Raw genomic sequence first — 26407 nt, forward strand, 5'->3', positions numbered from 1 at the left:
GGTGGTGAGGCGCGTTGCAATGAAATTGCAATGCGCGTGAAATAAACTCTGGAGATAAAAATGGGTCGTACTGTCAAGTGTGTCAAACTGGGTTGTGAAGCCGAAGGTCTGGATTTTCCGCCGTTGCCAGGCGCAATGGGTAAAAGGATTTACGAAAATGTCTCCAAGGAGGCTTGGCAGGCATGGGTGCGGCATCAAACCATGCTGATCAATGAAAACCGCCTGAATCTGGCAGATCCGCGTGCGCGGGAGTACCTCTCCCAGCAGATGGAAAGTTACTTCTTCGGATTGGGTGCAGACCAGCCGGTCGGTTATGTGCCACCAAAGAACTGAATATGCATGACGAAACAGGCCGCAGTACGCGGCCTGTTTCGTCTGATCACGATGAAAGTCGAAAAATGATCTACAAGCCCACCGATAACCAACTGATGCTCAATCGTGAGCTGGGGTTGCTCGAATTCAACCGCAGGGTGCTGGCGCAAGCCGAAGATCCGCGCAATCCGCTGCTTGAGCGCCTCAAGTTCCTGTGTATTGTTTCTTCCAATCTCGATGAATTCTTCGAGGTACGGGTTGCCGTGCTGAAGAACATGATCCTGCGCGATCCCAAGGCCATGTTGCCTGAAGGTGTGTCAGCCCAGGCCACGATGAATCTGGTTGCGCGTGAGGCGCATGATCTGGTCGAGCGGCAGTACCGTTTCCTTGGCGATGTGATGTTTCCGGCGCTGGCGGCAGAAGACATCCATTTTTTCCGGCGTAGCCTGTGGACTGACGCGCAACGCGAGTGGGTGCGTGACTTCTTTTTTCATGAACTGATGCCGCTGCTCACGCCGATCGGCCTGGATCCGGCCCACCCGTTTCCGCGCGTCTTCAACAAGTCGCTGAATTTCATCGTTGAACTGGAAGGGCGCGATGCTTTTGGGCGCAATTCCGGGATTGCCATTGTGCAGGCACCCCGCGTGCTGCCGCGTTTCCTGAAAATGCCGCGCGAGGTGAGCGGCGTGGAGCACGGCTTTGTGTTCCTTTCCTCGATTCTGCATGCGCACGTCGAGGAGTTGTTTGCCGGCATGAAGTCGCTCGGCTGCTATCAGTTCCGCGTGACGCGCGATTCCGATGTCACGGTCGATGATGAAGAGGTCAAAGATCTGCGTGTAGCACTGGAAGGCGAGCTGTCGCAACGCCCGTTCGGGGCTGCGGTACGACTGGAAATCGCCGATAACTGTCCGCCGCATCTGCAGGATTTCCTGCTCAAACAGTTTGAGCTGTCTGAAGCCGATCTCTATCGTGTCAATGGTCCGGTGAATCTGGTGCGCCTGATGCAGGCGCCGGACCAGATCGATCGTCAGGATCTCAAATTCAAACCCTTCATGCGCACTGTTCCGCCGGAGCTCTCCCATCAGCCGGATGTATTCGCCGCAATGCGCCATGGCGATATTCTGTTGCACCATCCGTACCAGAGCTTTACCCCGGTGATCGATTTTCTGCAGCAGGCAGCCAATGATCCGAATGTAGTCGCCATCAAGATGACGATCTATCGCACCGGTACCGAGTCGGTGCTGGTCGAAGCCTTGCTCGATGCCGCGCGCAATGGCAAGGAAGTCACGGTGGTGGTGGAGCTGATGGCGCGCTTTGATGAAGAGGTCAACCTTGGCTGGGCGGCCAAGCTCGAGCGGGCCGGTGCGCACGTGGTGTACGGCGTCTACGGATTCAAGACGCATGCCAAGATGCTGCTGGTGGTGCGGCGCGAGGATGGCCGCTTGCGCCGATATGCGCATGTCGGCACCGGTAACTACCATCCGCGTACCGCCCGCCTGTATACCGATTTCGGACTGATGACCAATGATGAGGACATCACCGATGATATCAACGATGTGTTCATGCAGTTGACTGGTCTGGGACAGGCCGGCAATCACAAGGCTTTGTTGCAATCACCCTTCACCATGCTGTCACGTATCCTGGATGCGCTCGATCGTGAAATCATGCATGCCAAGGCCGGCCGCAAGTCGGTGGTGATCGCCAAGATGAATGCCCTGCTGGAAGAAACCGTGATCAAGAAGCTGTACGAGGCTTCGCAAGCGGGGGTGACTGTGCATCTGATCGTGCGCGGCGTGTGCGCGCTGCGACCCGGCCTGGCCGGCATCTCGGAAAATATTCATGTGCGCTCGATCATCGGCCGTTTCCTCGAGCATCATCGTGTGTTCTATTTCTTCAATGACGGCGCCGAAGATGTCTATCTGTCTTCGGCCGACTGGATGGAGCGCAACCTGCATCGGCGCATCGAAATCGCATTCCCGATCAAAAATCCCAAGCTCAAGCGGCGTGTCGTGCGCGAAAGCCTGCGTTCCTATCTGGTTGATAATGTGCAAGCTTGGGAAATGCAGCCGGATGGCCGCTATCGGCGCAAAACCTCACGTGGCGGCAAACAGCGTTGCGCCCAGGAGATGCTGCTGGCCGAGCTGACTGCGAAAGGACGCAAGGAGGCGTAAATGGATCTGATCCTGTGGCGCCATGCCGAAGCCGAGGAAGGCTGGAACGATCTGCAGCGTGCGCTCACCCCCAAGGGGCGGCGCCAGGCCGAGAAGATGGCCAAATGGCTGTCCCGGCAGTTGCGTGGCAAATCGCTGTGCCTGATCGCCTCGGGCGCCTTGCGCAGCCAGCAGACACTGGCTGCGCTGTCGCAGGACTACCGGATAGAAATTCGTCTGAATCCGGGCGCATCTCCGACGGAGTACCTGAATATCTGTACCGGGCAGGATGGCGAAACCGATGCCGTGATCGTGGTGGGGCACCAGCCTGAAATCGGCCGGGTCGCCGGGTACCTGCTTACCGGGCGCGATACGGAATGGGCGGTTAAAAAAGGAGCAGTGTGGTGGCTGCGGCCACGCAGGCAGCTTGAGGCAGGATCATCCTACGCGTTGCGAGCCATGGTCACTCCGCAGATGCTGTGAGCTGGCCGATTGCAATAAAAAACCGGGCTTTCATGAATCCCGGTTTTTTATTGCAGGTACACCTTGCGATCAGGGCGCCAAAGCCAGTTCAAGGCTGGCTCGATAGTGGCGATTCGCCTCGCTGTTGCGCTCGAGCTGCTCGCACAGCTGGCCAAGTTCGGCATGTGCCACGGCGGTCGGTTGCACAGCAATGCTGGCTTCCAGGTAATTCTGCGCCTTGCCCCACAGTGTCTTCGCCAGGCACAGTCGGCCCAAGGTCAGCAGCAGCAGGTGATCGTTGGGCTGGCTCGCCAGCCAGCTTTCGGCCTTGGCCAGTTGTTTGGTGAGTGCATCATCTGTCAGGCTCAGGGCACCGTAGCGCTCGATCAACTCACTCGACCAATTGCTATCCAGCGCCGCTTCAATCGCAGTGCGCGCCAGATCCGGCTCGTCCAGGGCCATATAGCTGTCGGCCAATGCCAGCACCAATTGCGCCTGGCTGCGATCTTCTGCCGGCAGCCGGCGCCACCATTCGTTCAGTTCTTTCAGGCTCATTTGCTGCTGGCGCAATTTCTGCAGGCAGGCATGACTGTGCAGGCGACGGAATTGCTCGTCATCGAGCGCATCGGCACGCACCAGTTGCTCGACCAGCTTGAGAACGGCATCCGGGTTACCCTCGGCCTGGCGCAGGCGCAACTCCAGCCGCATTGCGGCAGTCAGCTTGGGAGAAATGGCCCGCACCTGCTCCAACGCACTGTTGGCCTCGGTATAGCGGCGCTCGTCCAGGTACAGTTCGGCCATGGTCATGGCGCTGGCCAGATCGGCAGTACCAAGTCGCTGGCGCAAGGTTTCGAAATGCTGGTCGCGACGTTCGAAGTCGCGAATCATGTGCGCGGCACGGGCTGCCAGCAGGGCATTGACCGCGAATGATTCATTGTTGCGGCTGGCCGCCATGGCTTCGCCGGCCAGTTTTTCTGCGCGCTGGTAACGGCCTTCGGCAAAGGCAATGTGGGCATCGCGTTCCATTTTCAGGCAAGCGTTGGCTTGCTTGCGGCTGCGCCAGGCACGCACCCGGCCGGGCAGACCGGTGAGCTCTGCCAGGATGCGTGTGACGAAATAGAGCAGTGCCACGAATACTGCCAGGACAATGATGAATACATTGAGCGAAAGCTCGATGCGCCACGGCGGTAAAAAGAGCAGCGCATAGCCGGTGTTGACCTGGGCGAACAGCGTCAGGCCAACCGCGAGCGAGAATAGTCCGATGAGCCACAGCAACGTCTTCACGGTTTGGCCCTCTCGACAACATTGCGCGCATTGCGCACCGCACCCAGGCTGCCGGCCAGATCGGGCAGCTTCAAGACCATGGGTTGATCGATCAGCTGGGCAATCAGATTTTGCGTCGTGACGGTTTCGGGTGAGCGCGGGTCAAAATGCTGGCGCAGCTGGCTTTGCACGGTCTTGAGGTCGGCCAGGTAGGTGGCCTGGTCGCGCAGCAGCAGTGCATTGCGTGCATTCATCAGTCGTAATTTCAGGTTTTCGCGCACGAAGAAGGCTTGTTCGGGTGAGAGCAGCAAGGCATCCGGACGGTCCATGCGGCGGATCTGGATCAGTTGCTTGAGCTCATGCCAGACCTCGGCAGCCAGGCGCGCCAGCGTGTCGCCTTCCACTTTGGGGGCGGGCTTGGGTGGTTCGCGATAGCTGTCAATCGACATGGGCACCTTGCTGATCATGCCGGCGATCTGGTCCAGCTTGAGTGAGATCGCAAAAACATCATAGGCAGGCAAGGCCTTGAGCGTATCGGTGTCCTTGGCGATCGCCTGGCGCAGGCTGATCAACTCCGGGCGGTTGAGCCGCGCGAGTTTGTAATCGACATCCGCCAGTGTGGACAATGCTGCCGGGGTGTTGCCAGTCAGCTGCAATTGCTGGCTGGTAAACGTGAGGATCTGCTCGATTTCGGACAAAGTGCGTGCGGCATCCGAGCGGGTCAGTGCTTCGTACATCGCTCCCAATGCCTGTTGCTGGCCCTGCGTTTCCGCCTGATGCGCCTCAAGCAGTGCAAAACGGGCTTCCAGCGCCTTTTGTTGTTCCAGTGCGGCTTGCTGCATTTCCTGTGTGCGCTGGCGTGCTTCGCTGCTGACAGACTGGCTGCGTTGCAATTCCTTTTGCAGTGCCTGCACCGTGCGGAACTGATAGAACCCAAAGCCGGCGGCCACGAGCAGCGCGAGTGTGGAGACCAGCAGTGCGGGTTGCGGCCGGAAGCGGTTCGGTGCTGCGGCCGGTTTGAGCACGGCGGAAAGCGATTCTTGGGAATTATCCTGCATCATGCGTATTCTTCGCGGTATTCGGCCCGGTTTGGCGCGAGCCGAAATGGTTGACAATGGTTTCCGTGATTCCGCTATCACCCACGGCGGTCAGGCAGGTCTGCCGTGCGCCCTGGTCATGCAGGGCCGTGATGATTCGCGGATGCGGAGCGAAATACAATAATGATTGTAGCTGCTCAAGCGTTGCGCCTCTACCCAAGTCAAACAGGTATTGCACGGCTTCCGAGCTGGAAATGATCACGCCAGCGCAGCCGGCAGCCAGTTGTGCTTGCAGGTAGGCGTGATCGAATGCGGGCGGCAGGCGGCGGTAGGCGGCCACCCGGGTCAGGCGGGCGCCGCGTGCCAGCAGCGTTTCGGGCAGGGTTTCCCGGCCACCGTCACCCTGGAACAGCACCACATTTTTGCCGGCAAGCGCCTGCATGGCGGGCAATTGCAGCAGACCGTCGCTATCAAATTGGCTGGTTGGCGCGATGATGTGCGGCAAGCCAAGCGCACGGGCTTTGAGAGCACTGCCCGGCCCCATCACTGCCGCTGCGAGATGATGTGGCCACTGCCCGTGCAACCGGCCCATGACGGCATCCAGTGCAGAGGGGCTGACAAATACGGCGATGTCGAACTCGGATAATCGTTCCAGCGCATCAGCCAGTGGCGCGGAATCGAGTGGCGGGGCGATTTCCAGCAAGGGCAGGGCCAGCACCTCGGCGCCGGCATTGCTCAGCAGGGTGATCAGTGCAGCCGCCTGGTTGCTTGGCCGAGTGACCCACAATCGCAGTCCATGCAGTGGTTGATCAGTCATGCCAGCCTCTGCAGCACGGAAGCCGCGCCTTCGGTCAGCAACAGTTCGGCCACCTTCAATCCCAGGCCCTCTGCACCGGCGCGCGAGCCGCTACCCTGCGCGTGGATCATGTCCTGTCCGTTCGGGAGTGCCACGAAGGCCGACAGTTGCAGCATGCCGTCGTCATCAGTGCAGAAGCCGCCCAGCGGCAACTGGCAGGAGCCGCCCAGCCGGCGCGACAGCGCGCGTTCGGCGCTGACACAGGCGGCCGTCGCCGGGTGATTGAGCGGTGCCAGCAGCTCGTGCAGGTCTTGCCGGTCCGCGCGGATTTCAATGCCGAGCGCACCCTGCCCGGGGGCGGGCAGACTATCGGTGACGGCCAAATATTCGCAGATACGGTTTTCCAGTCCCAGGCGCTTGAGACCGGCGGCTGCCAGCACGATGCCGGCGTACTGGCCCGCATCGAGCTTGGAGAGTCGTGTGCCGACATTGCCGCGCAAGGGCTGGATATCCAGATGCGGAAATCGGGCGCGCAACTGGCTTTCCCGGCGCAGGCTGGAAGTGCCGACAATGGCGCCGACGGGCAGTTCGGCCAGGCTGGCATGGTGGTTGGAGACAAAGGCATCGCGCGGATCTTCGCGTTCGCAGATTGCTGCCAGCGTGAGTTCCGGCGGCAGTTGCATCGGTACATCCTTCATCGAATGCACAGCCAGGTCGGCGCGACCATCCAGCAGGGCCTGTTCCAGCTCCTTGACGAACAACCCTTTGCCGCCGATCTTGTTCAGGGTCACGTCCAGAATCCGGTCGCCTTGCGTGGTCATGCCAAGCAGTTCGATGACCATGTCCGGATAGCGTTGCTGCAATCTGGCCTGAATGTGCCGGGCTTGCCACAGGGCAAGCGGGCTTTCACGCGTGGCAATGACAAGACGACCAGGCAGGGACACGGCAGGCTCCGAAATGCAATTGATAATGGATTCTAGCATGGAGAGACAATTGGGCCGGGTGGCGGCTTTTGGTTGACGGCCTGATCAGGTAAAATCCGCGCCAATTCAATTACTTCCATTGCGGGGCGCCTTGCGCCCCGCTGCTTTTGCAGGATTTGCCATGACCGAGAACATCCAGGCCGAACTCAGCGACGTCGAGAAGAAACAGGCCCACGAGAACAAGAAGCTGACCAAAGGGTTGCGCCACGCCGTGGGCGATGCGATCAACGATTTCAACATGATCGAGGAGGGCGACCGGGTGATGGTCTGCCTTTCGGGCGGCAAGGATAGCTTCGTCATGCTCGATATCCTGCGTGGCCTGCAGAAATCCGCGCCGATCGATTTCAGTATTGTCGCCGTCAACCTCGACCAGAAGCAGCCGGGTTTCCCTGCCGACGTGCTGCCGGCCTATCTGGAGAGCATCGGCGTCGAATACCGCATCATCGAAGAAGACACCTACTCGATCGTCAAGCGCTTGGTGCCGGAGGGCAAAACCACCTGCAGCCTGTGCTCGCGCCTGCGCCGCGGGGTGCTCTACCGTGTGGCCAGCGAGCTGGGCGCGACCAAGATCGCGCTCGGCCATCACCGCGAAGACATTCTGGAAACGCTGTTTCTCAACATGTTCTACGGCGGCAAGCTCAAGGCCATGCCGCCGAAACTGGTCACGGACGATGGCCGGCATATCGTGATTCGTCCGCTGGCCTATTGCCGCGAAAAGGATATCAAGCGCTACGCCGAGTGGAAGCAGTTCCCGATCATCCCGTGCAACCTGTGTGGTTCGCAGCCGAACCTGCAGCGCGCCGTGGTGGGCGAGATGATCGAAGACTGGGATCGCCGCTTCCCGGGGCGGGTGGAAACCATGATGAAGGCACTGTGCAACGTGGTGCCCTCGCACCTGGCTGATACCAAGATTTACGATTTTGCCAATCTGCGCGCCGATGGCGTGGCGCGCGAGGATGGCGACAAGGCCTTTGATCGCGAAAACTTCAGCGAGCCGAGCCGTGTTTCGATTCTGGCCAGCCGCCCGGAAAAGATGCATGGCAACGAATGCGGGAGCGCCGCCTGATGCTATTTCGCAGCAAGCGCTACAGCCCGGGTGCCGTGGGGGAGATCGTGATCGACATCTCCGAGGAAGGCGGCATCCGCAAGCTGCATTTCGGTCAGGACGATACGCAAAGTGCGATGCGCGTGAATGATCCGACCGAACTGGTGCTGGCCTATTCGCGCTGCATGTTCGGTTTTCTGCTGTTTGCCGAGGCGCCACGCGAGGCTTTGCTGATTGGTCTGGGCGGCGGTTCGATTCCGAAATGGATGCACGAATACCTGCCGCAGGCCCGGCTGACCTGCGTCGAACTGCATGCGCAGGTGGTGAATGTGGCGCGCAGCATGTTTCACCTGCCCGAAGATGATGAGCGCTTGTCGGTGGTGGTGGGTGATGGTGCGGCGCATGTCTGGCAGATGCCGGAAGATTCGGTCGACCTGATCATGATGGATGCCTATTCCGCCACCGGCATCGCGCCGCCCTTGGCCACCACCGATTTCTTTGCCGCGTGCCGCGACCGGCTTACGGAAGAAGGTGTACTGGCCGTGAATCTGTGGGGATCGGACAAGCGCTTCGGCGAATACTGCCAGCGTCTGTCCAATGTCTTTGACGGGCGTGTCATCTGCCTGCCGGCGCGACAAAAGGGCAATGTGATTGCCTTCGGTTTCCGGCGCAGCCAGAACAACCCGCAATGGAAATCCCTGATTGAGCGCGCCGACAAGCTCAAGGCGGAGCTCGGTCTGGAATTCGACGAATTTGTCGCCGATCTGGCGCGCATGAATCCCCATAACGATCGACGGCTGTTCCTCTAGGCTCTGTTGACATTTGATTAATTTTTACGCGGTTGGGGTCTTTTGCTCCAGTACCAGGCATTTCCCAGGCCGCGGTACGGGTACCGCAAGTGGGAAATAACGCCGTAATGGAGCAAAAGACCCAGCCGCCCGAAGGGCAAGTCCGCCAATCTTGCCGGATGCTTTGTCGCCAATGCTTGCAATACACCGGTATTGCTTGCGCTTGGCTTCTCGCTCCGGCAAGTTGGCGGGCTTGCGTAAAAAACAATCAAATGTCAACAGAGCCTAGCGCGGGAGCGCGAACCGGAAACTGGCAGCCCGCCGCCTTTTTGTCCGGCAGGGATGATGGCGGCGGCGCTCTGTCGTATACTTCAGGCCAGAGGATAGCCGGTTGTAGTTGCCCGGCTTCGGGGTAGTCTGCCCGCCGGGTCGGCCCCCGCCAAAAAAATTGCAGGATAAGCTTATGCTCGACAGAGACGGATATCGTCCGAATGTCGGCATCATCATCATCAACCGCCAGAACCAGGTGTTCTGGGGCAAGCGGGTGCGCGAGCACTCCTGGCAGTTTCCGCAAGGCGGTATCAAGCAGGGTGAGACACCCGAGCAGGCGATGTATCGTGAATTGATGGAAGAGGTGGGTCTGTCACCTGACCATGTCCAGATCATCGGCCGTACGCGGGACTGGTTGAGATACGATGTGCCGACCAACTGGGTGCGGCGTGAATGGCGCGGCACCTACAAGGGCCAGAAGCAGATCTGGTTTCTTTTGCGATTGACCGGTCGTGACAGCGATGTGTGCCTGCGCCGTACCAGTCATCCCGAATTCGATGCCTGGCGCTGGAGCGATTACTGGGCGCCACTGGAAACCGTGATCGAATTCAAGCGCAGTGTTTACGAGCTGGCGCTGGCCGAACTGGTACGTTTTCTGGATCATGTGCCGTCGCGCCCGACGCGACGTGTCATTTCGCATCGCAGCTGAACGTGACCGGCTTCGTCCACACCGTTTCCTCGCTGGACAAGGCTGAGCGCAAGACCAGCCTTGTCCACTGGAAATCGCTGGCTGCATTCAATGTCTTCCGCCTGCTCAGCGTGGTAGCACTGCTGGCAGGCGGTTTCGCTTTCCCTTCCCAATCTTTCCTGTCGCTGCGCAGCCTGCCGCTGTTCCTGTCGATCTGCGCGGTCTATGCACTGCTTGCCCTGGTATTTACCGTGGGTATCGCCCGGCGCCGGCCAGTGCTCGATACCCAACTCGCGATCCATGTGGCGGTCGATGTTGCCTTCATCGTCACGATCATGTTCATGATGGGGGGGCTCAAAAGCGGCCTGGGGCTGCTGCTGTTGCCCTACCTGGCCGCTGCCGGGTTGATCGCGCGTGGCCGCATGACGCTGTTTCATGCCGCACTGGCCACGATTGCTCTGCTGACCGAAGAGATCTTCCAGTTCCTGAACAGCGGGCTGTCGGATTATGACTTCACGACGCCGGCCCTGCTGTGCGTGGCCTGTTTTGCCGTGGCTTGGGTGGCCCACCGGCTGGCGCGCTATGCACAGGAAAGCCAGAAGCTGGCCGAGCAGCGCCGGGTTGATCTGGCCAAATTGGACCAGCTCAACCAGCGTATTCTCGAAGATGTTTCCGATGGCGTGCTGGTGGTGGACGATCAAGGGCGTTTGCGCCAGACCAATCCGCAGGCGGTTCGTCTGATCGGGCAACGTCCGGCGCCAGCCGTGGAGCTGGCCACGATCTTGCCGGCGCTGGCGATCGAGCTCAAAACCTGGCGGGATAACCCGCGTTACATGCCGCGCCTGGTGCCGTCGGAGCGGACCAACAAGCTGGTGAGGCCGCGCTTTATTGCTCTATCGGAAGATTTTTCCGGCGCCGTGCTGATCTATCTGGAAGACATGGACCGTTTGCGGCGTGAATCGCAGCAGGTCAAGCTTGCCGCACTCGGGCGCTTGACTGCGAATCTGGCGCATGAAATTCGCAACCCGCTCAGCGCGATCAGCCATGCCGCGCAGATTCTGGGAGAGGAATCGCGCGATCCACTGATCGACAAGCTCACGCGCATCATCGGTGACAATGCCTTGCGGCTGGAACGCATGGTCAAGGAGGTGCTGGAGCTCAACCGGCGTGATCGCGTCCACATGACCGAGATCGACTTGAGTGACTGGCTTGCCCGCTTTCTCGAAGAGTTCATCCAGGTGGAAAAAATCCCGGCAGTTGTCGGGATAGCCTGCCCTGAGCAGGTAAGGATCCGTTTCGATCCGGGACATCTGCACCAGGTTTTGTGGAATATCGTGCGCAATGGCTGGCGCTATTGCAGCAAGCGCGATGGCAGTTTGCGCCTGGAAGTGCGCAGGTTGCACGAATGCTGGGTACTGGATGTCTGCAATGATGGCCCGCCGGTGCCGGAAGATGCCCAGACCCAATTGTTCGAGCCCTTTTTCACTACCGAGGCCAAAGGTACCGGGCTTGGCCTGTATATCGCGCGCGAAATCTGCCAGGCGAATGCCGCGCAGATCGAATATCTGCCACCACAACAGGGTGGTGTCTGCTTCCGTCTGAGTTTCGGGATGAATGATGGCCAGAAAACCGACTAGATCCGCACGCCGGGCGCTGGTGGTCGACGATGAGGTCGATCTTGCCGACCTGCTGGAATTGACCTTGTTGCGCATGGGGCTGGAGGTCGACAAGGCCCACAGCGTATCTGCGGCCCGCCAGTTGCTGAACAGTAACGCCTACGATCTGTGTCTGACCGATATGCGCATGCCTGATGGCGAGGGACTGGAAATCGTGCGACATATCCAGCAACGCGAACTGGATGTGCCGGTCGCCGTTATCACGGCGTATGGCAGCACCGAAAATGCCGTGGCCGCACTCAAGGCCGGTGCTTTTGATTACCTGGCCAAACCGGTATCGCTTGAGCAGTTGCGCACACTGGTCAAATCCGCCTTGCGACTGGATGGCGATGCGGCTACCGCAGTGCCTGCGCCGGAAAGTGGCACCTTGCTGCTGGGGCAATCTCCGGCCTTGCGGCAGGTGCTGGAACTGATCGACAAGCTTGCGCGCAGCCAGGCACCGGTCTACGTCACGGGCGAATCAGGCTCTGGCAAGGAGCGTGCTGCCCGCATGATCCACGCCAAATCCAGTCGTTCGGCCAAACCGTTTGTGGCGGTGAACTGCGGGGCGATTCCGGAAAATCTGATGGAAAGCGAATTCTTCGGTTATCGCAAGGGTGCGTTTACCGGTGCCACCGAGGATCGCGACGGTTTCTTCCAGGCCGCCCACGGCGGCACGCTGTTTCTGGATGAGGTGGCGGATTTGCCGTTGGCGATGCAGGTCAAGCTGTTGCGTGCCATCCAGGAACGCAAGGTTCGCAAGGTTGGTGCAACCTCGGAGGACGATGTGGATGTGCGCATCATCTCGGCCACGCACCGCAACCTGGCGCAATGCGTCGAGGCTGGCAGTTTCCGGCAGGATTTGTTCTATCGGCTCAATGTCATCGAACTCAAGATGCCGCCCTTGCGCGAGATGGGGGACGATATCCTCTTGATTGCCAGGCAGATTCTGGCGCGCCTGGCACAACGCCAGGGTATCGTTGTGCCGCGTTTTTCGGCCGAGGCGGAACTGGCGCTGCAGCGCTATGATTTCCCCGGCAATGTGCGCGAGCTGGAAAACGTGCTGGAGCGCGCATTGGCGCTGTCTGATGGCGAATGCGTCACGCCGGTGGATCTGCAGTTGCAGATCGTGGAGCGCTGCGATATTGCCGAAGGCGAGGCGGGTGAAAAGTATCCGCTGCAGGATTATCTTGATCGGCTGGAGCGCACTGCCATCCTCGAAGCGCTGGAGAAAACCCGTTACAACCGCACCCAGGCCGCGCGCATTCTGGGCGTGACCTTCCGCTCGATGCGCTATCGCATGGAAAGGCTGGGAATTCAATGAATGGCCCGGATGTCATGCGCGTGGATGAGGACGGTTGGATAGCAGGGGTGCGGCGCGTTCCCAGCCCCAACTGCGATGCCCGCCCGGCCGGCGTGCCGGTCGACATGGTCGTTCTGCACAATATCAGCCTGCCGCCGAACGAGTTTGGCGGGCCGGATGTCGAGCGTCTGTTCACCAATACACTCGATGTGACCGCGCATCCGTTTTATGCCGGCCTGCGCGATCTGCGCGTCTCGGCGCATTTTTTGCTGCGGCGTGATGGCGAGCTGGTGCAGTTCGTCTCCTGCAATGAGCGGGCCTGGCATGCCGGTATTTCGCGCTGGCAGGGGCGTGAGCGCTGCAATGAATTTTCTATCGGCATCGAGCTGGAAGGCTCCGATTACGTTCCGTTTACCGAAATCCAGTACGCCCGGCTGGAAGCGCTGCTGCAAGCGTTGCGCCAGCGTTATCCGCTGCAGCACCTGGTCGGCCACAACGATATTGCCCCACAGCGCAAAACCGATCCTGGCCCGTTCTTTGACTGGGGTCGGGTGCCGACTGCCTGAAAAAAATCGCGCCACCCGATTCGGGATGGCGCGATTTTGTTTTCAGGCCAATGCCTGTATCAGGCCGTGGTTTCGGCCGTGGGCAACGCCTGCGGCCGGCGGCTGTATTCACGGCTGGCTTCGACCAGCATGCGCGTATATGGATGCATGTCGGTTGCGCCGGCCAGGGTTTCGGTCGATAGCGTTTCCAGGATTTCGCCTTGCTGCATTACCGCCACGCGATCGCACAGGTGTGCAACCACGCCCAGATCGTGTGTCACCAGCAGGTAGGTCAGGCCATCACGCTGGCGCAGGTCAGCGAGCAGGTTCAGGATTTCCGCCTGCACCGATACGTCGAGCGCCGAGGTCGGCTCATCCAGCAGCAACACACGCGGCTCCAGGATCAGCGCGCGGGCGATGGCGATGCGCTGGCGCTGGCCGCCGGAGAGCTGGTGCGGGTAGCGGAAGCGGTAGCTGTCGTTCAGGCCGACCTTGAGCAGGATGGAGTGAATCCGCTCCTGATGGTTGTCCAGGCCGTGGATGGCCATCGGCTCGGTCAGCGCGGTTTCCACGGTATGACGCGGATGCAGCGAACCGTACGGGTCCTGGAACACCATCTGTACATGGCGGCAACGCGCACGGTCGAGCTTGTGCTCCAGCGCCTTGCCGTCAATGCCGAGCTTGCCGTTCCAGTGCGTGTACTGTCCGGCCAGACAGCGCAGCACCGTGGTCTTGCCCGAGCCGGATTCGCCGACCAGGCCGAAAGATTCTCCATCCTTGACGACAAAGCTCACGTCGCGCAGCACATGGTTGGCCTGTGCGCCGTGGCCAAAGGTCAGGTTGAGCGTATCGACTTCGATCATGTTTTTCATGGGTGACTCCTTCATGCCGCCAGCCAGGCGGGATCGCGCTGCAGCACCGGCAGGCGCGTGCGGCGGTGGTCAATGCTGGGCAGCGAGGCCAGCAACCCTTGGGTATACGGATGCTGGGCGTGCTCCAGATCGGCCGCGGCGATCGATTCCACCACGCGTCCGGCGTACATCACCAGTACGCGGTCGCAGAAGGTGCGTACCAGGTTCAGATCGTGGCTGATGAAGATCAGCCCCATATTGTGCTGGCCGACCAGATCATCCAGCACGGAAAGCACCTGCTGGCGCACCGAGACATCGAGTGCGGAAGTCGGTTCGTCGGCGATGATGATCTCCGGGTCGGTGATCATCATCATGGCGATCATGATGCGCTGGCCCATACCGCCCGATACTTCATGCGGATACAGGTTGAACACACGGCGCGGATCGCGGATGCGCACCTTTTCCAGCATGTCGAGCGTGCGCTCGGCGGCTTCGGCCTTGCTGGCCTTGTGGTGGACCAGATAGGCCTCGGCAATCTGCTGGCCGACCCGCATCACCGGGTTGAGCGAGTATTTCGGATCCTGCATGATCATCGAGATGCGCCGGCCACGAATCTGCTGCATTTCCTTGGTGGAAATGTTCAGGAGATCGATATCGCCAAAACGCATGGCCTTGGCCGTGACATTGGCGCTGGCCGGGTGCAGGCGCAGCAGGCTGCGGCCCACCGTGGATTTGCCCGAACCGGATTCGCCGACGATGGCCAGTTTTTCCTGGCCAAGGTTGAACGAGACATTGCGCACGGCATCGGTGATGCGGCCATCGTTGCGGAACTGAACGCGCAGGTCTTCAACTTGAAGCTTGAATTCAGACATGATTGTTTTCCTTATTCGCTGCGCGGATCGAGCACATCGCGCAGACCGTCACCCAGCAGGTTGAAGGCCAGGCTGACCAGCATGATGGCCAAGCCGGGCATGGCCACCAGCCACCAGCATTCGAGCATGTAACGGCGACCGGTCGAGATCATGGCGCCCCATTCCGGCGCCGGTGGCAGCGCGCCCAGCCCCAGGAAGCCCAGACCCGCGGCGGTCAGGATGACGCCGGCCATGTTCATGGTCAGCCGGATCACGACCGAAGACAGACACATCGGCACGATATGGCGCAGGATGATGCGTGTAGACGATGCGCCTTGCAGCTGGACGGCGACCACATAGTCGGCATTGCGCAACTGCAGCGTTTCGGCGCGGGCCAGACGGGCGATCGGCGGCCAGGCAGTCAGCGCGATGGCGATGACGGCGTGGTCCAGTCCCGGTCCGAGTGCGGCAACAAAGGCCATGGCCAGTACCAGGCTCGGGAAAGAGATGAAGATGTCGGTAATGCGCATGAAGATCGTATCGACCTTGCCGCCAAAGTAGCCGGAAATGGTGCCGACTGCCAGGCCGACCGGGCCGACGATCACCGTGACCAGGCTGATCACATACAGCGTGATGCGCGAGCCATACACCAGCCGGCTGAACACATCGCGACCGTATTCATCGGTCCCGAACCAGTGGCTGGCACTGGGCGGCTGCAAGGTGTTGTTGAGATCCTGGATCAGCGGGTTGTGCGAAGCGATCAGCGGGGCGAAGATCGCAATCAGCAACAGCAGCACGACAACGACCAGGCCGGCCACGGATAGCGGGTTGTGAACCAGGCGGCGCAAATTGCGCTGCACGTTCTGGCGCAGGGCCTCGTTGCGCGATTGCGGTTGCATCGATTTCTCGGCGGCCGGCGCGGGCATGAGGGTGGAAACTGGGCTATTCATCAACGTGTCCTCGGATCAAATACCTGATACAGCGCATCGGCCAGCAGGTTGAGTGCAACAAAGATCAGGCCAATCAGCAAGACGCAGCCCATCACGGCGTTCATGTCGCCGAGCAGCAGGCTGCTGGTGAGGTAACTACCAAAGCCAGGCCAGGCAAACACGGTTTCGATCAGCACGGCGCCTTCGAGCAGGTTGCCGTAAGTCAGCGCGACGATGGTCAGCAATTGCACCAGGATGTTGCGGAAAGCATGGCGCCACACCACGGTGCGCTCGGGCAAGCCCTTGACGCGGGCGGTGAGGATGTATTCCTGCGACAGTTGCGCCAGCATGAAAGAGCGTGTCATGCGGCTGATATAGGCGGTGGAGTGCAAGCCCAGAATGCAGGCCGGCAGCGTGATGTGCTTGAGGGAGCTGAAGAAGATGTCCCATTCGCCCGCCAGTACGGAATCGATCAGCATCATGCCGGTAACCGGTTCCAGCAAGCCATCGTAGGCCAGGTCAACCCGACCAGCACCGCCTGCCCAGCCAAGCCAGGCGTAGAAAATGATCAGCCCCATCATCCCGAACCAGAATACAGGCGTGGAATAGCCAAACAGGCTGATCACGCGCACGACATGATCGCCCAGGCGGCCGCGACGGGTGGCAGCATACACGCCGAGCGGAATGCCGATGAAGATGCCGAGCGTAATGGCGAAGGTTGCCAGTTCGATGGTGGCGGGGAACACGCGGCGGATGTCATCCATGACCGGCAGGCCGGTCAGCAGTGCATTGCCCAGGTCACCATGCAGCAGATCGCGCAGGTAGTAGCCAAACTGCACATACAGCGGGCGATCCAGTCCCATGCGCTGGAAAACCTGGTCATAGGTCGACTGGTCGGCATCCGGGCCGACAACGGCCAGTACCGGATCGAGCGGCATCACGCGGCCGATGAAGAAAGTCAGTGTCAACAGGCCCAGCAGCGTTAACGCTACGGTACCTAGTCGGCGCCCGAGTTGCCGCAGCTTGTCTGGCGATAGCTGCAAATTTGAAACTGCCATGTGTCAATCTCCGGAAAAACTTTAAATACAGCCCGCCGGAGCGAGGCGAGGAGGGGAACCTCGCCCCGGCGGTCTGCATCAGCGCTGCTTGTAAACTTCGCGGAAGCGGGTGGTGGCAGACGGGTGGCTGATGTGGTTGCGGATATCCTTGCGCAACACTTCAGTTTCAATCATCTGCGAGATCGGCATGATCGCGCCCACTTCTTTGTCGTAAATCTTCTGCGCATCCTGGTAGAGCGTGATCTGCTTGAGCGGATCCTTTTCCACTTCGGCTTTTTCAATGATCTGGTTCAGTTCCGGCACGAAGAACGAGGTGCGCCAGCCCTGGAAGTTGCTCAACTTGGCTTCATCGCTGTTGTTCGGGTTGTAGGCCAGTGCGCGCAGGCTGGAGTGCGGATGCGGCTCGGCACCGCCACCGCCGCGACCCACGATCATTTCAAATTTGCGATCGCGCATCGCCCCGTAGATCTGGTTGCCGGTGCCCGAGATCACGCTGGCTTCGATGCCGGCCTGGGCGAGCGTTGCCTGGATATTGGTCGCGATATTGATGAATGGCGGATCAGACAGTACGCGCAAGGTGGTCTTGAAGCCTTGCGGGAAACCGGCTTCGGCCAGCAGTTTCTTGGCCGCAGCCACATCCAGCTTGTAACCCGGATTCTGCAAGGTTGCTGGCAGGCCCATCTGCACCGGACGCTGGTGGTAAACACCATAGTTCGGCATGACGGTCTTGTTGATGCCGTCGTAGTCGATCAGGCTGCGGATGGCCTGGCGCACGCGCTTGTCGGCAAACTTCGGATCTTTCATGCTGACGGCGAGGTAGTAGAGCGTGCCGCGCTTGACCGATTCGATCTCGACATTCTTGTTGCCTTTCATGGCCTCGATATCGGGCACCGACATGCCGATGGCCAGGTCGATATCGCCACGGTCGATCATCAGGCGCATCGATTGCGATTCGGTCATGTGACGCACCACCACGCGCCGCAGTTTCGGTGCGCCACGCCAGTAGGTCTCGTTGCGACTCATCAGCAGCGAATCCTTGGCACGCCAGGTATCGAGCTTGAAGGCGCCGGAGCCGGCGGCATTGGTGGTCAGCCAGGCATTGCCCATGTCGCCGTCTTTGTCGTGCTCCATGACGGCCTTGCGGTCAAGAATAAAAGCGCTGGGCGAAGCGCCCAGCGTGTAAAGCACGAGCTTCGGGTCGGTCGGCTCGGGCAATTCCAAAACGAAGGTGTTGGCATCCGTGGCGCGCAGGTTTTTTTCGGCGTTCTGCGCGGTGAAACCGTAGGATTTCCAGGTGGTGGCGAGCGCCATGTTGAGTTTGAGCACGCGCTGGAACGACCAGGCTACATCCTCGGCGGTTAGCGGATTGCCGGATTGAAACTTCACGCCCTTGCGGATATTGAAGGTAATGGTGCGGCCGTCATCGCTGATCTTCCAGCTCTCGGCCAGCGCCGGGACCAGCTTGCTTGGATCCTTGGCATCCAGTTCGACCAGCATGTCATACAGGTTGGCGCCGATGGTGGCCACATCCAGACCGGTAGCTGCAGCTGGGTCGAGCGAGAGCAGGTTGTTCATGCTCATGCCGATGATCAGCTGATCGGGCGGGGTGGCGGCATGCACAGCGGCATACGGCGTTGCGGTAAGTGCCAGTGCCAGTACACAGGCCTTGAGCGACGTACGGATTTTCATTGACTGACTCCTCTTCTTCCAGGTTGTCCGGCCGCAGGTTCTGCTGCCTGCTTGCTGGCCGGGAAATGAGCGTCCACATCGGGATGCCCGTATCTCTCTATTCGTTTAGTAGGTTTCCACCGTGTGGTCGGCGATATAGTCGAAGTTGATGTCTTCGCCCAGGCCCGGTCGGGTCGGCAAGTGGACATAACCTTCGTCGTCCATCGGGTCAACCAGGCTGTTCAGGTAAGCAGGCGGCTGGTCGTAATCCAGGAACGGATGCAGCAGGCCGCGTTCGTACCAGTCGCAATTCTTGATGGCGCCCACCACATTCAGATTGGGCGCGCCGTTGCCATGCACTTCACAGTTCATGCCGAACGATTCGGCCAGATGCGCCACCTTCAGGCAGGCGCCAATGCCGCCTACGCCCGGTGCGCCGGCGCGCAGGATGTCGCAGACATTGTTCTTGACCCAGCTGGCGCGGCTGAGGAACTTGCCCGGCAGCGATTCCGGCCCCAGGATCGGAATATCGAGCTGCGCGGCCAGCCAGGCATACGATTCGGCCGATTCTTCTTCCATCGGTTCTTCAAACCAGGTGAAGTTGAGTTTCTCCAGTTCACGGCCGATGTAGAGCGCTTCGGTACGGCTGTACCAGTGATAACCATCGAGCATCAGTGCAATATCCGGGCCGACGGCTTCGCGCACGGCGGCACAGGCCTGTACATCCATCTTGGGGTTGGGCGCGAACGAAATCGGCGGCATCCACGTATGCAGCTTGATCGCCTTGTAACCGCGCTTGACCAGTTTTTCGGCGAACTGTGCGTATTCATCCGGAGTGGAAAGCCCGCCGGGCAGATCGTCGCCGCACATGGTGCTGCCGTAGGCCAGGATCTTGTCGCGATAGCCGCCAATCAGCTTGTGGACTGGCATATTGAGCTTGCGCCCCACCAAATCCCACATGGCGTGTTCAATGATGGCCAGCGCGCGATCGGTGAGCTGGCCGGCGCTGCCACGCTGCCAGTGCGCCAGCTCATGCCACAGGCGTTCGCGGTCAAACGCGTTTTGCCCGATCAATACCTTGCGTGCGAATGATTCGATAACGTGCGAGCGAATCACTTCCTGCGGGCCAAATGCATAGCCTTCGGTGCCATCGTCGGCACGGATGCGCAGCATGGCTTGCTTGACTTCCTTTTCCGGACCCGGGTGGGCATGGCCGGCGGTATCGCGGGCAATGCGTGCCGGGTAGGTAAATACGTCTACCGAGATTTTCTCGATCTTCATTGTGGGGCTCTCCGTCCGTCTTGATGTATGTTGTCATACGTGTAGCCATTTTATGAATGCTACATTTGCGATGTCAATCCTGTTTTTTATTTTTGCTAAAAATTGAGATTAACTATATGAATTTAATGAATAAATAATTTTACTTTGGATGGATATTATTGGTGATTGGTGAATTTTGTTGAGATGTGCTTGGGGGTGGATGTATTATGTCGTCATACAAGATGACAGTTTGACGCAGCTGGTGTCTACTTCACGTCAGGATAAAACATGGAAATGCAGATCATGCGGCGGCGGGAAACCTTGAGTGGCAAGATCATCCGGGTCGTTTCGGAGCGTATCGAAGCGGGCCAGTATCACATTGGCGATCGCCTGCCGAGCGAGCAGGATATGATCGAGGAGTTCGGCGTGAGCCGGACGGTGGTGCGCGAGGCGATTGCCAATCTCAAGGCCAATGGCGTGGTCAATACCGTGCAGGGGCTGGGTGCCTTTGTTGTGCGGCCGGATCGGCCCAGCACCTTTCAGATCGAGGAAGCAGCGAATCTGACCGTGGCGCAGGAGATGCTGCGGGTGCTGGAATTACGCTTTGCCCTGGAATGCGAGGCGGTAGCACTGGCTGCCATGCGCCGCAGCGAAGCCCAGCTCGCCACTATGCGCAAGACCATGGACGATATGGCGCAGATCGCAGCAAGCGAAGGTGAGCAGACTGAAATCGGCGAAAAGGCCGCCTTGGCGGATATCGCGTTTCACCGCGCGATTGCCGATGCCACCGGCAACCCGCATTTCCTGCGTCTTTTCAATCATCTGGGTGAATACATGCTCTCGCGCAGCCGCATGCAGACCTTCAAGTTCGGTGGCGGTTCGGTCAAGGAATATCTGGCGCGCACGCTGGCCGAGCATGACCGCATCTATCAGGCCATTGCCGCACAGGATGCCGATACCGCCCGTGCCGCCTTGCGCCTGCATCTGGCGGGCAGTCGGGATCGGCTGCAGCGCAGAATCAACAATTTCACGACGCCCTGATGGAGTTGGGCTAACTGTTGTGGATGGCTTTAAAAACAATAAAAAATGCCCGACTCTGCGCAGTCGGGCAAAACAGCAACACAACAGTCAAATATCTTCCAGTTAACGAGGAAGCTGTCAGAAATCAGCCATTGGTGTTGCCTGGGTCGAACCTTATTTGCTTTCCTTTTTGACTTCCGCAGCCGTCTTGGATAGTTCGGCGAAATCGGCCTGCATCTTGGCAAAGAACTTCATGCTGTCTTCGGGGGTGGTGTAGCGAACCGGCAGACCAATCTTTTCCATGTCCTTTATATAGGCAGGATCAGCGGCCACCTCCTTGGCAACTTGCGTGAAGCGCTCACGAATTTCCTTCGGGGTTCCTTTGGTGAAATGGAATCCATACAGGAAGGGTGGGTAGGTGAAGGAAACGCCCTGCTCGGTATAGGTTGGAACCTGCGGCGCATTGGGGGTGCGTTTTTCGGAAGGAACGCCCAGTACATTGAAATCGCCATTGTCGATATAAGCCTGTGTGCCGGCGGTTACCTTGGGCATGATGTCAATAAAGCCGCCAAGCAATGCCGTTACCTTTTCCGAATCGCCGCCAACGTCAACCAGGTTGAATTTTACACCCGTGTCTTTCTGGAATTTGAGCAGAAGGTAATACGATGTGGCGCCATACTCGGTTGCGGCTTTGAGCTTGCCGGGGTTGGCCTTGGCTTTTTCAATGAGATCCTTGGCGTTTTTTATGCCGGACTTTCCTTGGGTGAAGAACGCCATTGAGCCATCTTCGACCATGGCTGGGCCGGTATCAAAGCCATCATAGGAGTAGGGGGCGGTTCGCGTCAGGTAGTTGCTGACCAGACTGTTGTGGAAGTACAGAACCTTGTAGCCGTCAGGATTGGCTTCGTGAACCATCTTTGACCCGTTATACCCGCCAGCACCCTTGACGTTCACAATCACGACTGGCTTGCCGAATTTCTTTTGCGCGTACTTGGCAAAGGTGCGCGCGCCCAAGTCGGTACCACCCCCTGCTGCAGCCGGTACATATATTTCGATTGCTTTTTTGGGGTAGTCCACGGCTGCATGGAGTTGGATGGTGCTCAGACTGACCAGGGCTGTCATCACGCAAGTGCTCAAAATCTTGGCTTTCATATTACTTCTCCTCATATTTGAATAAATACTGCAAACAACATGAAAAACCAGCGTCTACTGCTACTGCCAATTTGCGATGAATGACTGCGCATGCGATGCGCAATCATTCATCGCCGTACAGTCTTACGGGCGCTTGCCAATCTCGACCTGCTCACGCGTCCACTCGGTAACTTTTTCCGTCAGCGTCAAACCCAGGCCGGGTCGGGTCGGAACGATCATGCTGCCATCCTTTACTTCCAGCCGTTCGTTGAAAAGCGGTTCCAGCCATTCGAAATGCTCGACCCAGGGTTCGGTCGGGTAGGTGGCGGCCAGATGCACATGCAGCTCCATGGCGAAATGCGGGGCGAGCATCAGGCCGGCGTGGTTGGCCAGGGTGGCAACCTTCAGGAACGGGGTGATGCCGCCGACTCTTGGGCCATCCGGCATCAGGTAGTCGGCGGCGCGGTGGCGGATCAGCTCGCCGTGTTCGGCGGCACTGGTCAGCATCTCGCCGGTGGCAATCGGGGTGTCGAACTGGGCGGCGAGTGCGGCATGGCCTTCGTAGTCATAGCAATCGAGCGGTTCCTCGATCCAGACCAGATTGAACTGCTCAAAGATGCGGCACATGCGCTGCGCGGTCGGGCGATCCCACTGCTGGTTGGCATCCACCATCAGGGGCACGTTGTCGCCCAGATGCTTGCGGATGGTTTCCACGCGCTTGATGTCGATTGCGCAGTCGGGCTGGCCGACCTTGAGCTTGATGCCGCCGATCCCCTTGGCCAGCGAGGCCGAGGCATTCACGGTGAGTTGATCGAGCGGGGTGTGCAGGAAGCCGCCGGAGGTGTTGTAGCAGCGGACCGAATCGCGCTCGGAGCCCAGCAGTTTCGACAGCGACAGGTTGGCGCGCTTGGCTTTCATGTCCCACAGTGCCACATCGAATGCGCCGATGGCCTGGGTCGACAGGCCGCTGCGACCGACCGAAGCGCCGGCCCAGCACAGCTTGACCCACAGCTTGGCGATGTCGTTCGGATCTTCGCCGATCAGCGCCGGGGCAATTTCCTTGGCGTGCGCAAACTGGCCTGGGCCGCCCGCGCGCTTCGAATAGCTGAAGCCCAGCCCTTTATGGCCGTCAGCGGTTTCGATTTCCACAAACAGCATGGCAATTTCGGTCATTGGTTTCTGGCGGCCGGTGAGAACCTTTGCGTCGCTGATCGGGTTGGCCAATGGTAGATAGCATGAGGAAATCTTGATCCACGCAATCCGGTCGCCGGAAATAATGTCTGTACTCACGATGACTTCTCCTGGGTGTTGATGGTTTCAAGAGTGACGGCACGGAAACGACCGGCTCTCAATGTCTTTTGTAAATGACAGCGCTGTCAATTTATCATCGTTGCGCAATGGGATAAATATTTATTTGTTTTATAAATGCTTTTAAATATGCAAATATGGAATATTATTTCCATAATATCATTATTTAACAGTGAGTTATCATGAGGAAAAGTTGGAGGTGTGTTTGTGTGAGAGTGTGTGTCTAAAATGATATCGCTGTCATTTTTGCGAGGGCGAGGTAGGTGTCCGCACGTCTGCGCGTGAAGATACGTTGCCGTGAGACGGAACCTGCTAACATCCACAGAACCTTTGTGTATTAGCCGCAAACCGTCTTCAAACATGTCCCAAGCCCCCTCTCGGAAAAGCTCAAATCCATCCATGGAAAAGCCCAGTGCACCGACACTTGACGATGTGGCCCGCGTAAGCGGGTTGTCTCCGATCACGATTTCTCGTGCCTTGCGCAATCCGCATATGGTGCGTCCGCAGACCATCGAGAAGGTCAAGGAAGCTGTCGCGCTGACGGGCTACATTCCCAACATGCTGGCGGGTGGCCTGGCATCCAAACGGAGCCGGCTGATTGCAGCGGTGGTGCCGCAACTCAACAACGCCATGTTCGTGGATACCGTGCAGGGCTTGAGCGATCAGCTGGAAGCGCGTGGCTACCATCTGCTGCTGTGTCTGAGTGGCTATTCCGCGCAGCGGGAAGAAGACGTGGTGTCGGCGATTCTCAGCCGGCGCCCGGATGGTGTGGTGCTGACCGGCATCAATCACTCGCAGCCATTAAGGCAACGGCTGCTGGCTTCCGGTATCCCGGTGGTGGAAACCTGGGATCTGACGCCAACGCCGATAGATATGCTGGTGGGGTTTTCGCATGAAAAGATCGGTATTCAGATTGCCCAATACTTGTACGGCAAAGGCTGTCGCCGCTTCGGTCTGGTCTGGGGAAATGACGAGCGGGCGGCACTGCGACGCAAAGGGCTCCTCGATACCTTGAACAGCCACGGTATCAGCGATGTGCCCGTGCAGACCGTGCCGATTCCTGCCACGTTGCAACTTGGTCGGGATGGCCTGTGCGATTTGCTGGCAACCGGCCAGCAATTTGACGCGATCGTGTGCAGCTCGGATTCGCTGGCACATGGCGTGATGATCGAGGCGGCTGAGCGTGGCCTGAAAGTACCCGAGCAACTGGCCGTGATGGGTTTCGGTGATATGGATTTTTCCAGATGTACTTCGCCGGCGATTTCGACAGTACGCATCGGCAAGCACGAGATCGGCGAGCTGGCTGCCAAGGCATTGCTGGCGAAAATCGAGGGGCAAGCGCTGCCTGAAAGAATATTTGATGTGGGTTTCGAGTTGATCGAGCGCGGCTCGACGTGAGACGGCGTTGCTGGCAACAAACGCATGCCGTAGCGCTAAGAGCCTGTTCACGATCATTTCACCGCAGCGCCAGACAGGAAAAGGGTTAGCCACAAGGCGAACGACGCTGGCAATAACGGGTTATTTCCAAGGCGTTCAACGCAGTGGATGGCCATTTTCCTGCCTGGCCCGGCGGGTTCCGGGCATTGCCGGCAGCCGCCGGCGTTACAAACCGCTTGTGGTACACGTACCACGGCACGGTTTGTGCCTTGGCCTCTATCCGGCACTGCCCAGAACGCTGCGGTGAAATGATCGTGAACAGGCTCTGATACCGTTCATATAAGACTATTCTGGCTACTTTCTCCCGCATGCGGGAGATGGAGAACGATCGGTGGAATAGCTAAATACTCCCCTCGCCCACTCGCGGAAGAGGGGCTGGGGAGCGGGTAAATCGCTACTCAGGTGAACGACGGAGAGGGTGGTAGGGCCTATTCTTTTTCGATCGGCTGGTCGCCGACCAGCAACAGTGCGATATAGAGCAGCAGACGATCGTCGAAGCGCTCAAGATTCAGGTCAGTCAATTCTTCGATGCGCTTGAGACGATAATCGAGCGTGTTGCGGTGGATGCTTAGCGCCTGTGCGGTGGCAAGCGCCTGGGTATCGTTGGCAAACCAGCGTGTCAGGGTTTTGCGGAATACACCGTTGTTGTCGTTCGTGACCAGTTTGGAGAGCGAACGGCGCAACTCTTCGGCTTGCCAGCCGGTCTTCAGACTGTTGAGCAGTACCGGCAGGATCAGGTCCTGGTAGTAGAAAGCCTGGCTTTCCGGGTGACGCTGCTTGCCGACCTGCAGCGTGGTGCGTGCGGTACGGTAAGAACGCGCAATGCCGCCGGGGCCGGGGAAGTAGTGGCCCAGCGCGATACGCATGCCCAGTTTGCTGCTTTCCTTCATGCGCGAAATCAGGGCTTCAATCCGGGTGCGGTGGCGGTCGATTTCGCGTTGATCGTGCGGATTGCGTGTCGGTTTGAGCACAACGATTTCGGTCAGCGAGACCGTGGCGATCAGGTTGTCGCGCTCGGGGGTGGTCAGCAGGGTTTGCAGCTGCTGGATTTCGGTCAGTGCGGCATCGACACCCATGGTGCCGCTGTCGATTTCGATCACGGCGGCGATGCGCGGCATCTTCAGGTTGACGCCCAAGCGCTGTGCCCACTCATCCAGTTCCGGTGAGGTATCGTCCGAGCGGATCAGGTGCAAAACCAATTCTTCGCGCAGACGGCTATCGCGAGCCAGCAAGCGCATCAGCTTGGCCTGCTCCAGCATCATTTCTGCCGTCATCTGCACCAGTTGGCCATAGCGACGGACTTGTGATGGCTTGCCGGTGAGACCAACCACGCCAACGATCTGGCCTTCCAGTCGCAGTGGCAGATTGATGCCGGGGCGCGCACCACGCAGGCGGTCGGTCATCGCATCATCGACTTCCACCGTCTTGCCCTGCAGCAGTGCCTGTTGCGCGCCCTCGTGCAATTCGCCGATTCTGGATGGTTCCCCGCTGCCCACGATGATGCCGTTGGCGTCCATCACGTTGACGTTGTAGTCAATGATGCGCATGGTGCGCGTAACGATTTCCTGAGCGAGCAGGGGATCCAGAAAGGCCATTT

The 26407-nt window shown here is 59.1% G+C and carries 24 protein-coding genes; 11 read left to right on the forward strand and 13 right to left on the reverse strand.

What is annotated here, in order from left to right; translation table 11 throughout:
* The first annotated feature begins 60 nt into the window (after positions 1-60).
* The 3 genes from AC0KVQ_RS05735 to AC0KVQ_RS05745 all read left to right on the forward strand — a co-directional run bounded on the left by AC0KVQ_RS05735 (position 61) and on the right by AC0KVQ_RS05745 (position 2945).
* Positions 61-333 carry an oxidative damage protection protein gene (locus tag AC0KVQ_RS05735; RefSeq protein WP_473420183.1) on the forward strand — a complete coding sequence of 91 codons (273 nt, stop codon included), beginning with the start codon at positions 61-63 and terminating at the stop codon, positions 331-333.
* 65 nt (positions 334-398) lie between these two features.
* Positions 399-2483: a polyphosphate kinase 1 gene (gene ppk1 / locus AC0KVQ_RS05740; protein WP_473420184.1), complete on the forward strand. Its 2085-nt coding sequence runs from the start codon at positions 399-401 to the stop codon at positions 2481-2483.
* Complete coding sequence (locus AC0KVQ_RS05745; RefSeq protein WP_473420185.1) at positions 2484-2945, forward strand: SixA phosphatase family protein; 462 nt, start codon at positions 2484-2486, stop codon at positions 2943-2945. It begins immediately after the preceding gene.
* 69 nt (positions 2946-3014) lie between these two features.
* Here the strand turns inward: AC0KVQ_RS05745 and AC0KVQ_RS05750 are convergent, their stop codons facing one another.
* From AC0KVQ_RS05750 to hemC, 4 genes are read right to left on the reverse strand one after another with little or no spacing between them, the layout of a single operon-like run.
* Positions 3015-4208 carry a heme biosynthesis HemY N-terminal domain-containing protein gene (locus AC0KVQ_RS05750; protein ID WP_473420186.1) on the reverse strand — a complete coding sequence of 398 codons (1194 nt, stop codon included), beginning with the start codon at positions 4206-4208 and terminating at the stop codon, positions 3015-3017.
* Complete coding sequence (locus tag AC0KVQ_RS05755) at positions 4205-5248, reverse strand: uroporphyrinogen-III C-methyltransferase (RefSeq protein WP_473420187.1); 1044 nt, start codon at positions 5246-5248, stop codon at positions 4205-4207. Before AC0KVQ_RS05755 ends, AC0KVQ_RS05750 begins: the two co-directional genes overlap by 4 nt.
* A complete protein-coding gene (locus AC0KVQ_RS05760; protein WP_473420188.1) occupies positions 5235-6041 on the reverse strand; it encodes a uroporphyrinogen-III synthase in 807 nt (268 codons plus the stop codon). Before AC0KVQ_RS05760 ends, AC0KVQ_RS05755 begins: the two co-directional genes overlap by 14 nt.
* Positions 6038-7003, reverse strand: a complete 966-nt coding sequence (gene hemC, locus AC0KVQ_RS05765; RefSeq protein WP_473420189.1) for a hydroxymethylbilane synthase — start codon at positions 7001-7003, stop codon at positions 6038-6040. The genes AC0KVQ_RS05760 and hemC overlap by 4 nt, the downstream gene beginning before the upstream one ends.
* A gap of 121 nt (positions 7004-7124) precedes the next feature.
* Here hemC and ttcA point away from each other — a divergent pair, with 121 nt between their 5' ends.
* From ttcA to ampD, 6 genes are all read left to right on the forward strand, one after another.
* Complete coding sequence (gene ttcA, locus AC0KVQ_RS05770) at positions 7125-8069, forward strand: tRNA 2-thiocytidine(32) synthetase TtcA (protein ID WP_473420190.1); 945 nt, start codon at positions 7125-7127, stop codon at positions 8067-8069.
* Complete coding sequence (locus tag AC0KVQ_RS05775; protein ID WP_473420191.1) at positions 8069-8857, forward strand: polyamine aminopropyltransferase; 789 nt, start codon at positions 8069-8071, stop codon at positions 8855-8857. Before ttcA ends, AC0KVQ_RS05775 begins: the two co-directional genes overlap by 1 nt.
* 442 nt (positions 8858-9299) lie before the next feature.
* Positions 9300-9815 carry an RNA pyrophosphohydrolase gene (locus tag AC0KVQ_RS05780; protein WP_473420192.1) on the forward strand — a complete coding sequence of 172 codons (516 nt, stop codon included), beginning with the start codon at positions 9300-9302 and terminating at the stop codon, positions 9813-9815.
* A 2-nt stretch (positions 9816-9817) separates the two neighbouring features.
* Positions 9818-11431: a sensor histidine kinase gene (locus AC0KVQ_RS05785; RefSeq protein ID WP_473420193.1), complete on the forward strand. Its 1614-nt coding sequence runs from the start codon at positions 9818-9820 to the stop codon at positions 11429-11431.
* Positions 11409-12773, forward strand: coding sequence for a sigma-54-dependent transcriptional regulator (locus AC0KVQ_RS05790; protein WP_473420194.1), 1365 nt, complete (start codon positions 11409-11411; stop codon positions 12771-12773). The genes AC0KVQ_RS05785 and AC0KVQ_RS05790 overlap by 23 nt, the downstream gene beginning before the upstream one ends.
* Positions 12770-13318 (forward strand): 1,6-anhydro-N-acetylmuramyl-L-alanine amidase AmpD, encoded by a 549-nt coding sequence (gene ampD, locus AC0KVQ_RS05795; protein WP_473420195.1) that lies wholly within the window; start codon positions 12770-12772, stop codon positions 13316-13318. The genes AC0KVQ_RS05790 and ampD overlap by 4 nt, the downstream gene beginning before the upstream one ends.
* A gap of 59 nt (positions 13319-13377) precedes the next feature.
* On the opposite strand, the gene AC0KVQ_RS05800 is transcribed toward ampD, so the two are convergent.
* The 6 genes from AC0KVQ_RS05800 to AC0KVQ_RS05825 form a co-directional block, all read right to left on the reverse strand.
* Positions 13378-14169: an ABC transporter ATP-binding protein gene (locus tag AC0KVQ_RS05800; protein WP_473420196.1), complete on the reverse strand. Its 792-nt coding sequence runs from the start codon at positions 14167-14169 to the stop codon at positions 13378-13380.
* An 11-nt stretch (positions 14170-14180) separates the two neighbouring features.
* Positions 14181-15020, reverse strand: a complete 840-nt coding sequence (locus tag AC0KVQ_RS05805; protein WP_473420197.1) for an ABC transporter ATP-binding protein — start codon at positions 15018-15020, stop codon at positions 14181-14183.
* Between the two features lie 11 nt (positions 15021-15031).
* Positions 15032-15949 carry an ABC transporter permease gene (locus tag AC0KVQ_RS05810; RefSeq protein WP_473420198.1) on the reverse strand — a complete coding sequence of 306 codons (918 nt, stop codon included), beginning with the start codon at positions 15947-15949 and terminating at the stop codon, positions 15032-15034.
* Positions 15949-16986 carry an ABC transporter permease gene (locus AC0KVQ_RS05815; protein ID WP_473420199.1) on the reverse strand — a complete coding sequence of 346 codons (1038 nt, stop codon included), beginning with the start codon at positions 16984-16986 and terminating at the stop codon, positions 15949-15951. The genes AC0KVQ_RS05810 and AC0KVQ_RS05815 overlap by 1 nt, the downstream gene beginning before the upstream one ends.
* A gap of 78 nt (positions 16987-17064) precedes the next feature.
* Positions 17065-18675, reverse strand: coding sequence for an ABC transporter substrate-binding protein (locus AC0KVQ_RS05820; RefSeq protein ID WP_473420200.1), 1611 nt, complete (start codon positions 18673-18675; stop codon positions 17065-17067).
* Between the two features lie 105 nt (positions 18676-18780).
* Positions 18781-19935, reverse strand: a complete 1155-nt coding sequence (locus AC0KVQ_RS05825; protein ID WP_473420201.1) for a mandelate racemase family protein — start codon at positions 19933-19935, stop codon at positions 18781-18783.
* Between the two features lie 267 nt (positions 19936-20202).
* Between AC0KVQ_RS05825 and AC0KVQ_RS05830 the strand changes: the two genes are divergently transcribed.
* On the forward strand, positions 20203-20955 hold the full coding sequence (locus AC0KVQ_RS05830; protein ID WP_473420202.1) for a FadR/GntR family transcriptional regulator: 753 nt from the start codon (positions 20203-20205) through the stop codon (positions 20953-20955).
* 153 nt (positions 20956-21108) lie between these two features.
* Here AC0KVQ_RS05830 and AC0KVQ_RS05835 read toward each other — a convergent pair whose 3' ends face one another.
* Positions 21109-22086, reverse strand: coding sequence for a tripartite tricarboxylate transporter substrate binding protein (locus AC0KVQ_RS05835; RefSeq protein WP_473420203.1), 978 nt, complete (start codon positions 22084-22086; stop codon positions 21109-21111).
* A gap of 123 nt (positions 22087-22209) precedes the next feature.
* The gene (locus AC0KVQ_RS05840; RefSeq protein WP_473420204.1) at positions 22210-23355 is read right to left on the reverse strand and encodes an L-talarate/galactarate dehydratase; all 1146 of its coding nucleotides are present in this window, start codon (positions 23353-23355) and stop codon (positions 22210-22212) included.
* A 417-nt stretch (positions 23356-23772) separates the two neighbouring features.
* On the opposite strand from AC0KVQ_RS05840, the gene AC0KVQ_RS05845 reads away from it, so the two are divergent.
* The gene (locus tag AC0KVQ_RS05845) at positions 23773-24771 is read left to right on the forward strand and encodes a LacI family DNA-binding transcriptional regulator (RefSeq protein WP_473420205.1); all 999 of its coding nucleotides are present in this window, start codon (positions 23773-23775) and stop codon (positions 24769-24771) included.
* A gap of 467 nt (positions 24772-25238) precedes the next feature.
* Here the strand turns inward: AC0KVQ_RS05845 and AC0KVQ_RS05850 are convergent, their stop codons facing one another.
* Entirely contained in the window at positions 25239-26405 is a 1167-nt protein-coding gene (locus tag AC0KVQ_RS05850; protein WP_473420206.1) for a sugar diacid recognition domain-containing protein, read from the reverse strand.
* Positions 26406-26407 lie beyond the last annotated feature (2 nt).

This window comes from Formivibrio sp. oc-25, assembly GCF_055810895.1.

What these genes read in the sequence shown, in the direction of transcription:
- AC0KVQ_RS05735 (WP_473420183.1), top strand. Translation starts at nt 61, where the DNA reads ATGGGTCGTACTGTCAAGTGTGTCAAACTGGGTTGTGAAGCCGAAGGT.
- ppk1 (WP_473420184.1), top strand. Translation starts at nt 399, where the DNA reads ATGATCTACAAGCCCACCGATAACCAACTGATGCTCAATCGTGAGCTG.
- AC0KVQ_RS05745 (WP_473420185.1), top strand. Translation starts at nt 2,484, where the DNA reads ATGGATCTGATCCTGTGGCGCCATGCCGAAGCCGAGGAAGGCTGGAAC.
- AC0KVQ_RS05755 (WP_473420187.1), bottom strand. Translation starts at nt 5,248, where the DNA reads ATGATGCAGGATAATTCCCAAGAATCGCTTTCCGCCGTGCTCAAACCG.
- AC0KVQ_RS05760 (WP_473420188.1), bottom strand. Translation starts at nt 6,041, where the DNA reads ATGACTGATCAACCACTGCATGGACTGCGATTGTGGGTCACTCGGCCA.
- hemC (WP_473420189.1), bottom strand. Translation starts at nt 7,003, where the DNA reads ATGCTAGAATCCATTATCAATTGCATTTCGGAGCCTGCCGTGTCCCTG.
- ttcA (WP_473420190.1), top strand. Translation starts at nt 7,125, where the DNA reads ATGACCGAGAACATCCAGGCCGAACTCAGCGACGTCGAGAAGAAACAG.
- AC0KVQ_RS05775 (WP_473420191.1), top strand. Translation starts at nt 8,069, where the DNA reads ATGCTATTTCGCAGCAAGCGCTACAGCCCGGGTGCCGTGGGGGAGATC.
- AC0KVQ_RS05780 (WP_473420192.1), top strand. Translation starts at nt 9,300, where the DNA reads ATGCTCGACAGAGACGGATATCGTCCGAATGTCGGCATCATCATCATC.
- AC0KVQ_RS05790 (WP_473420194.1), top strand. Translation starts at nt 11,409, where the DNA reads ATGATGGCCAGAAAACCGACTAGATCCGCACGCCGGGCGCTGGTGGTC.
- ampD (WP_473420195.1), top strand. Translation starts at nt 12,770, where the DNA reads ATGAATGGCCCGGATGTCATGCGCGTGGATGAGGACGGTTGGATAGCA.
- AC0KVQ_RS05800 (WP_473420196.1), bottom strand. Translation starts at nt 14,169, where the DNA reads ATGAAAAACATGATCGAAGTCGATACGCTCAACCTGACCTTTGGCCAC.
- AC0KVQ_RS05805 (WP_473420197.1), bottom strand. Translation starts at nt 15,020, where the DNA reads ATGTCTGAATTCAAGCTTCAAGTTGAAGACCTGCGCGTTCAGTTCCGC.
- AC0KVQ_RS05810 (WP_473420198.1), bottom strand. Translation starts at nt 15,949, where the DNA reads ATGAATAGCCCAGTTTCCACCCTCATGCCCGCGCCGGCCGCCGAGAAA.
- AC0KVQ_RS05815 (WP_473420199.1), bottom strand. Translation starts at nt 16,986, where the DNA reads ATGGCAGTTTCAAATTTGCAGCTATCGCCAGACAAGCTGCGGCAACTC.
- AC0KVQ_RS05820 (WP_473420200.1), bottom strand. Translation starts at nt 18,675, where the DNA reads ATGAAAATCCGTACGTCGCTCAAGGCCTGTGTACTGGCACTGGCACTT.
- AC0KVQ_RS05825 (WP_473420201.1), bottom strand. Translation starts at nt 19,935, where the DNA reads ATGAAGATCGAGAAAATCTCGGTAGACGTATTTACCTACCCGGCACGC.
- AC0KVQ_RS05830 (WP_473420202.1), top strand. Translation starts at nt 20,203, where the DNA reads ATGGAAATGCAGATCATGCGGCGGCGGGAAACCTTGAGTGGCAAGATC.
- AC0KVQ_RS05835 (WP_473420203.1), bottom strand. Translation starts at nt 22,086, where the DNA reads ATGAAAGCCAAGATTTTGAGCACTTGCGTGATGACAGCCCTGGTCAGT.
- AC0KVQ_RS05845 (WP_473420205.1), top strand. Translation starts at nt 23,773, where the DNA reads ATGGAAAAGCCCAGTGCACCGACACTTGACGATGTGGCCCGCGTAAGC.
- AC0KVQ_RS05850 (WP_473420206.1), bottom strand. Translation starts at nt 26,405, where the DNA reads ATGGCCTTTCTGGATCCCCTGCTCGCTCAGGAAATCGTTACGCGCACC.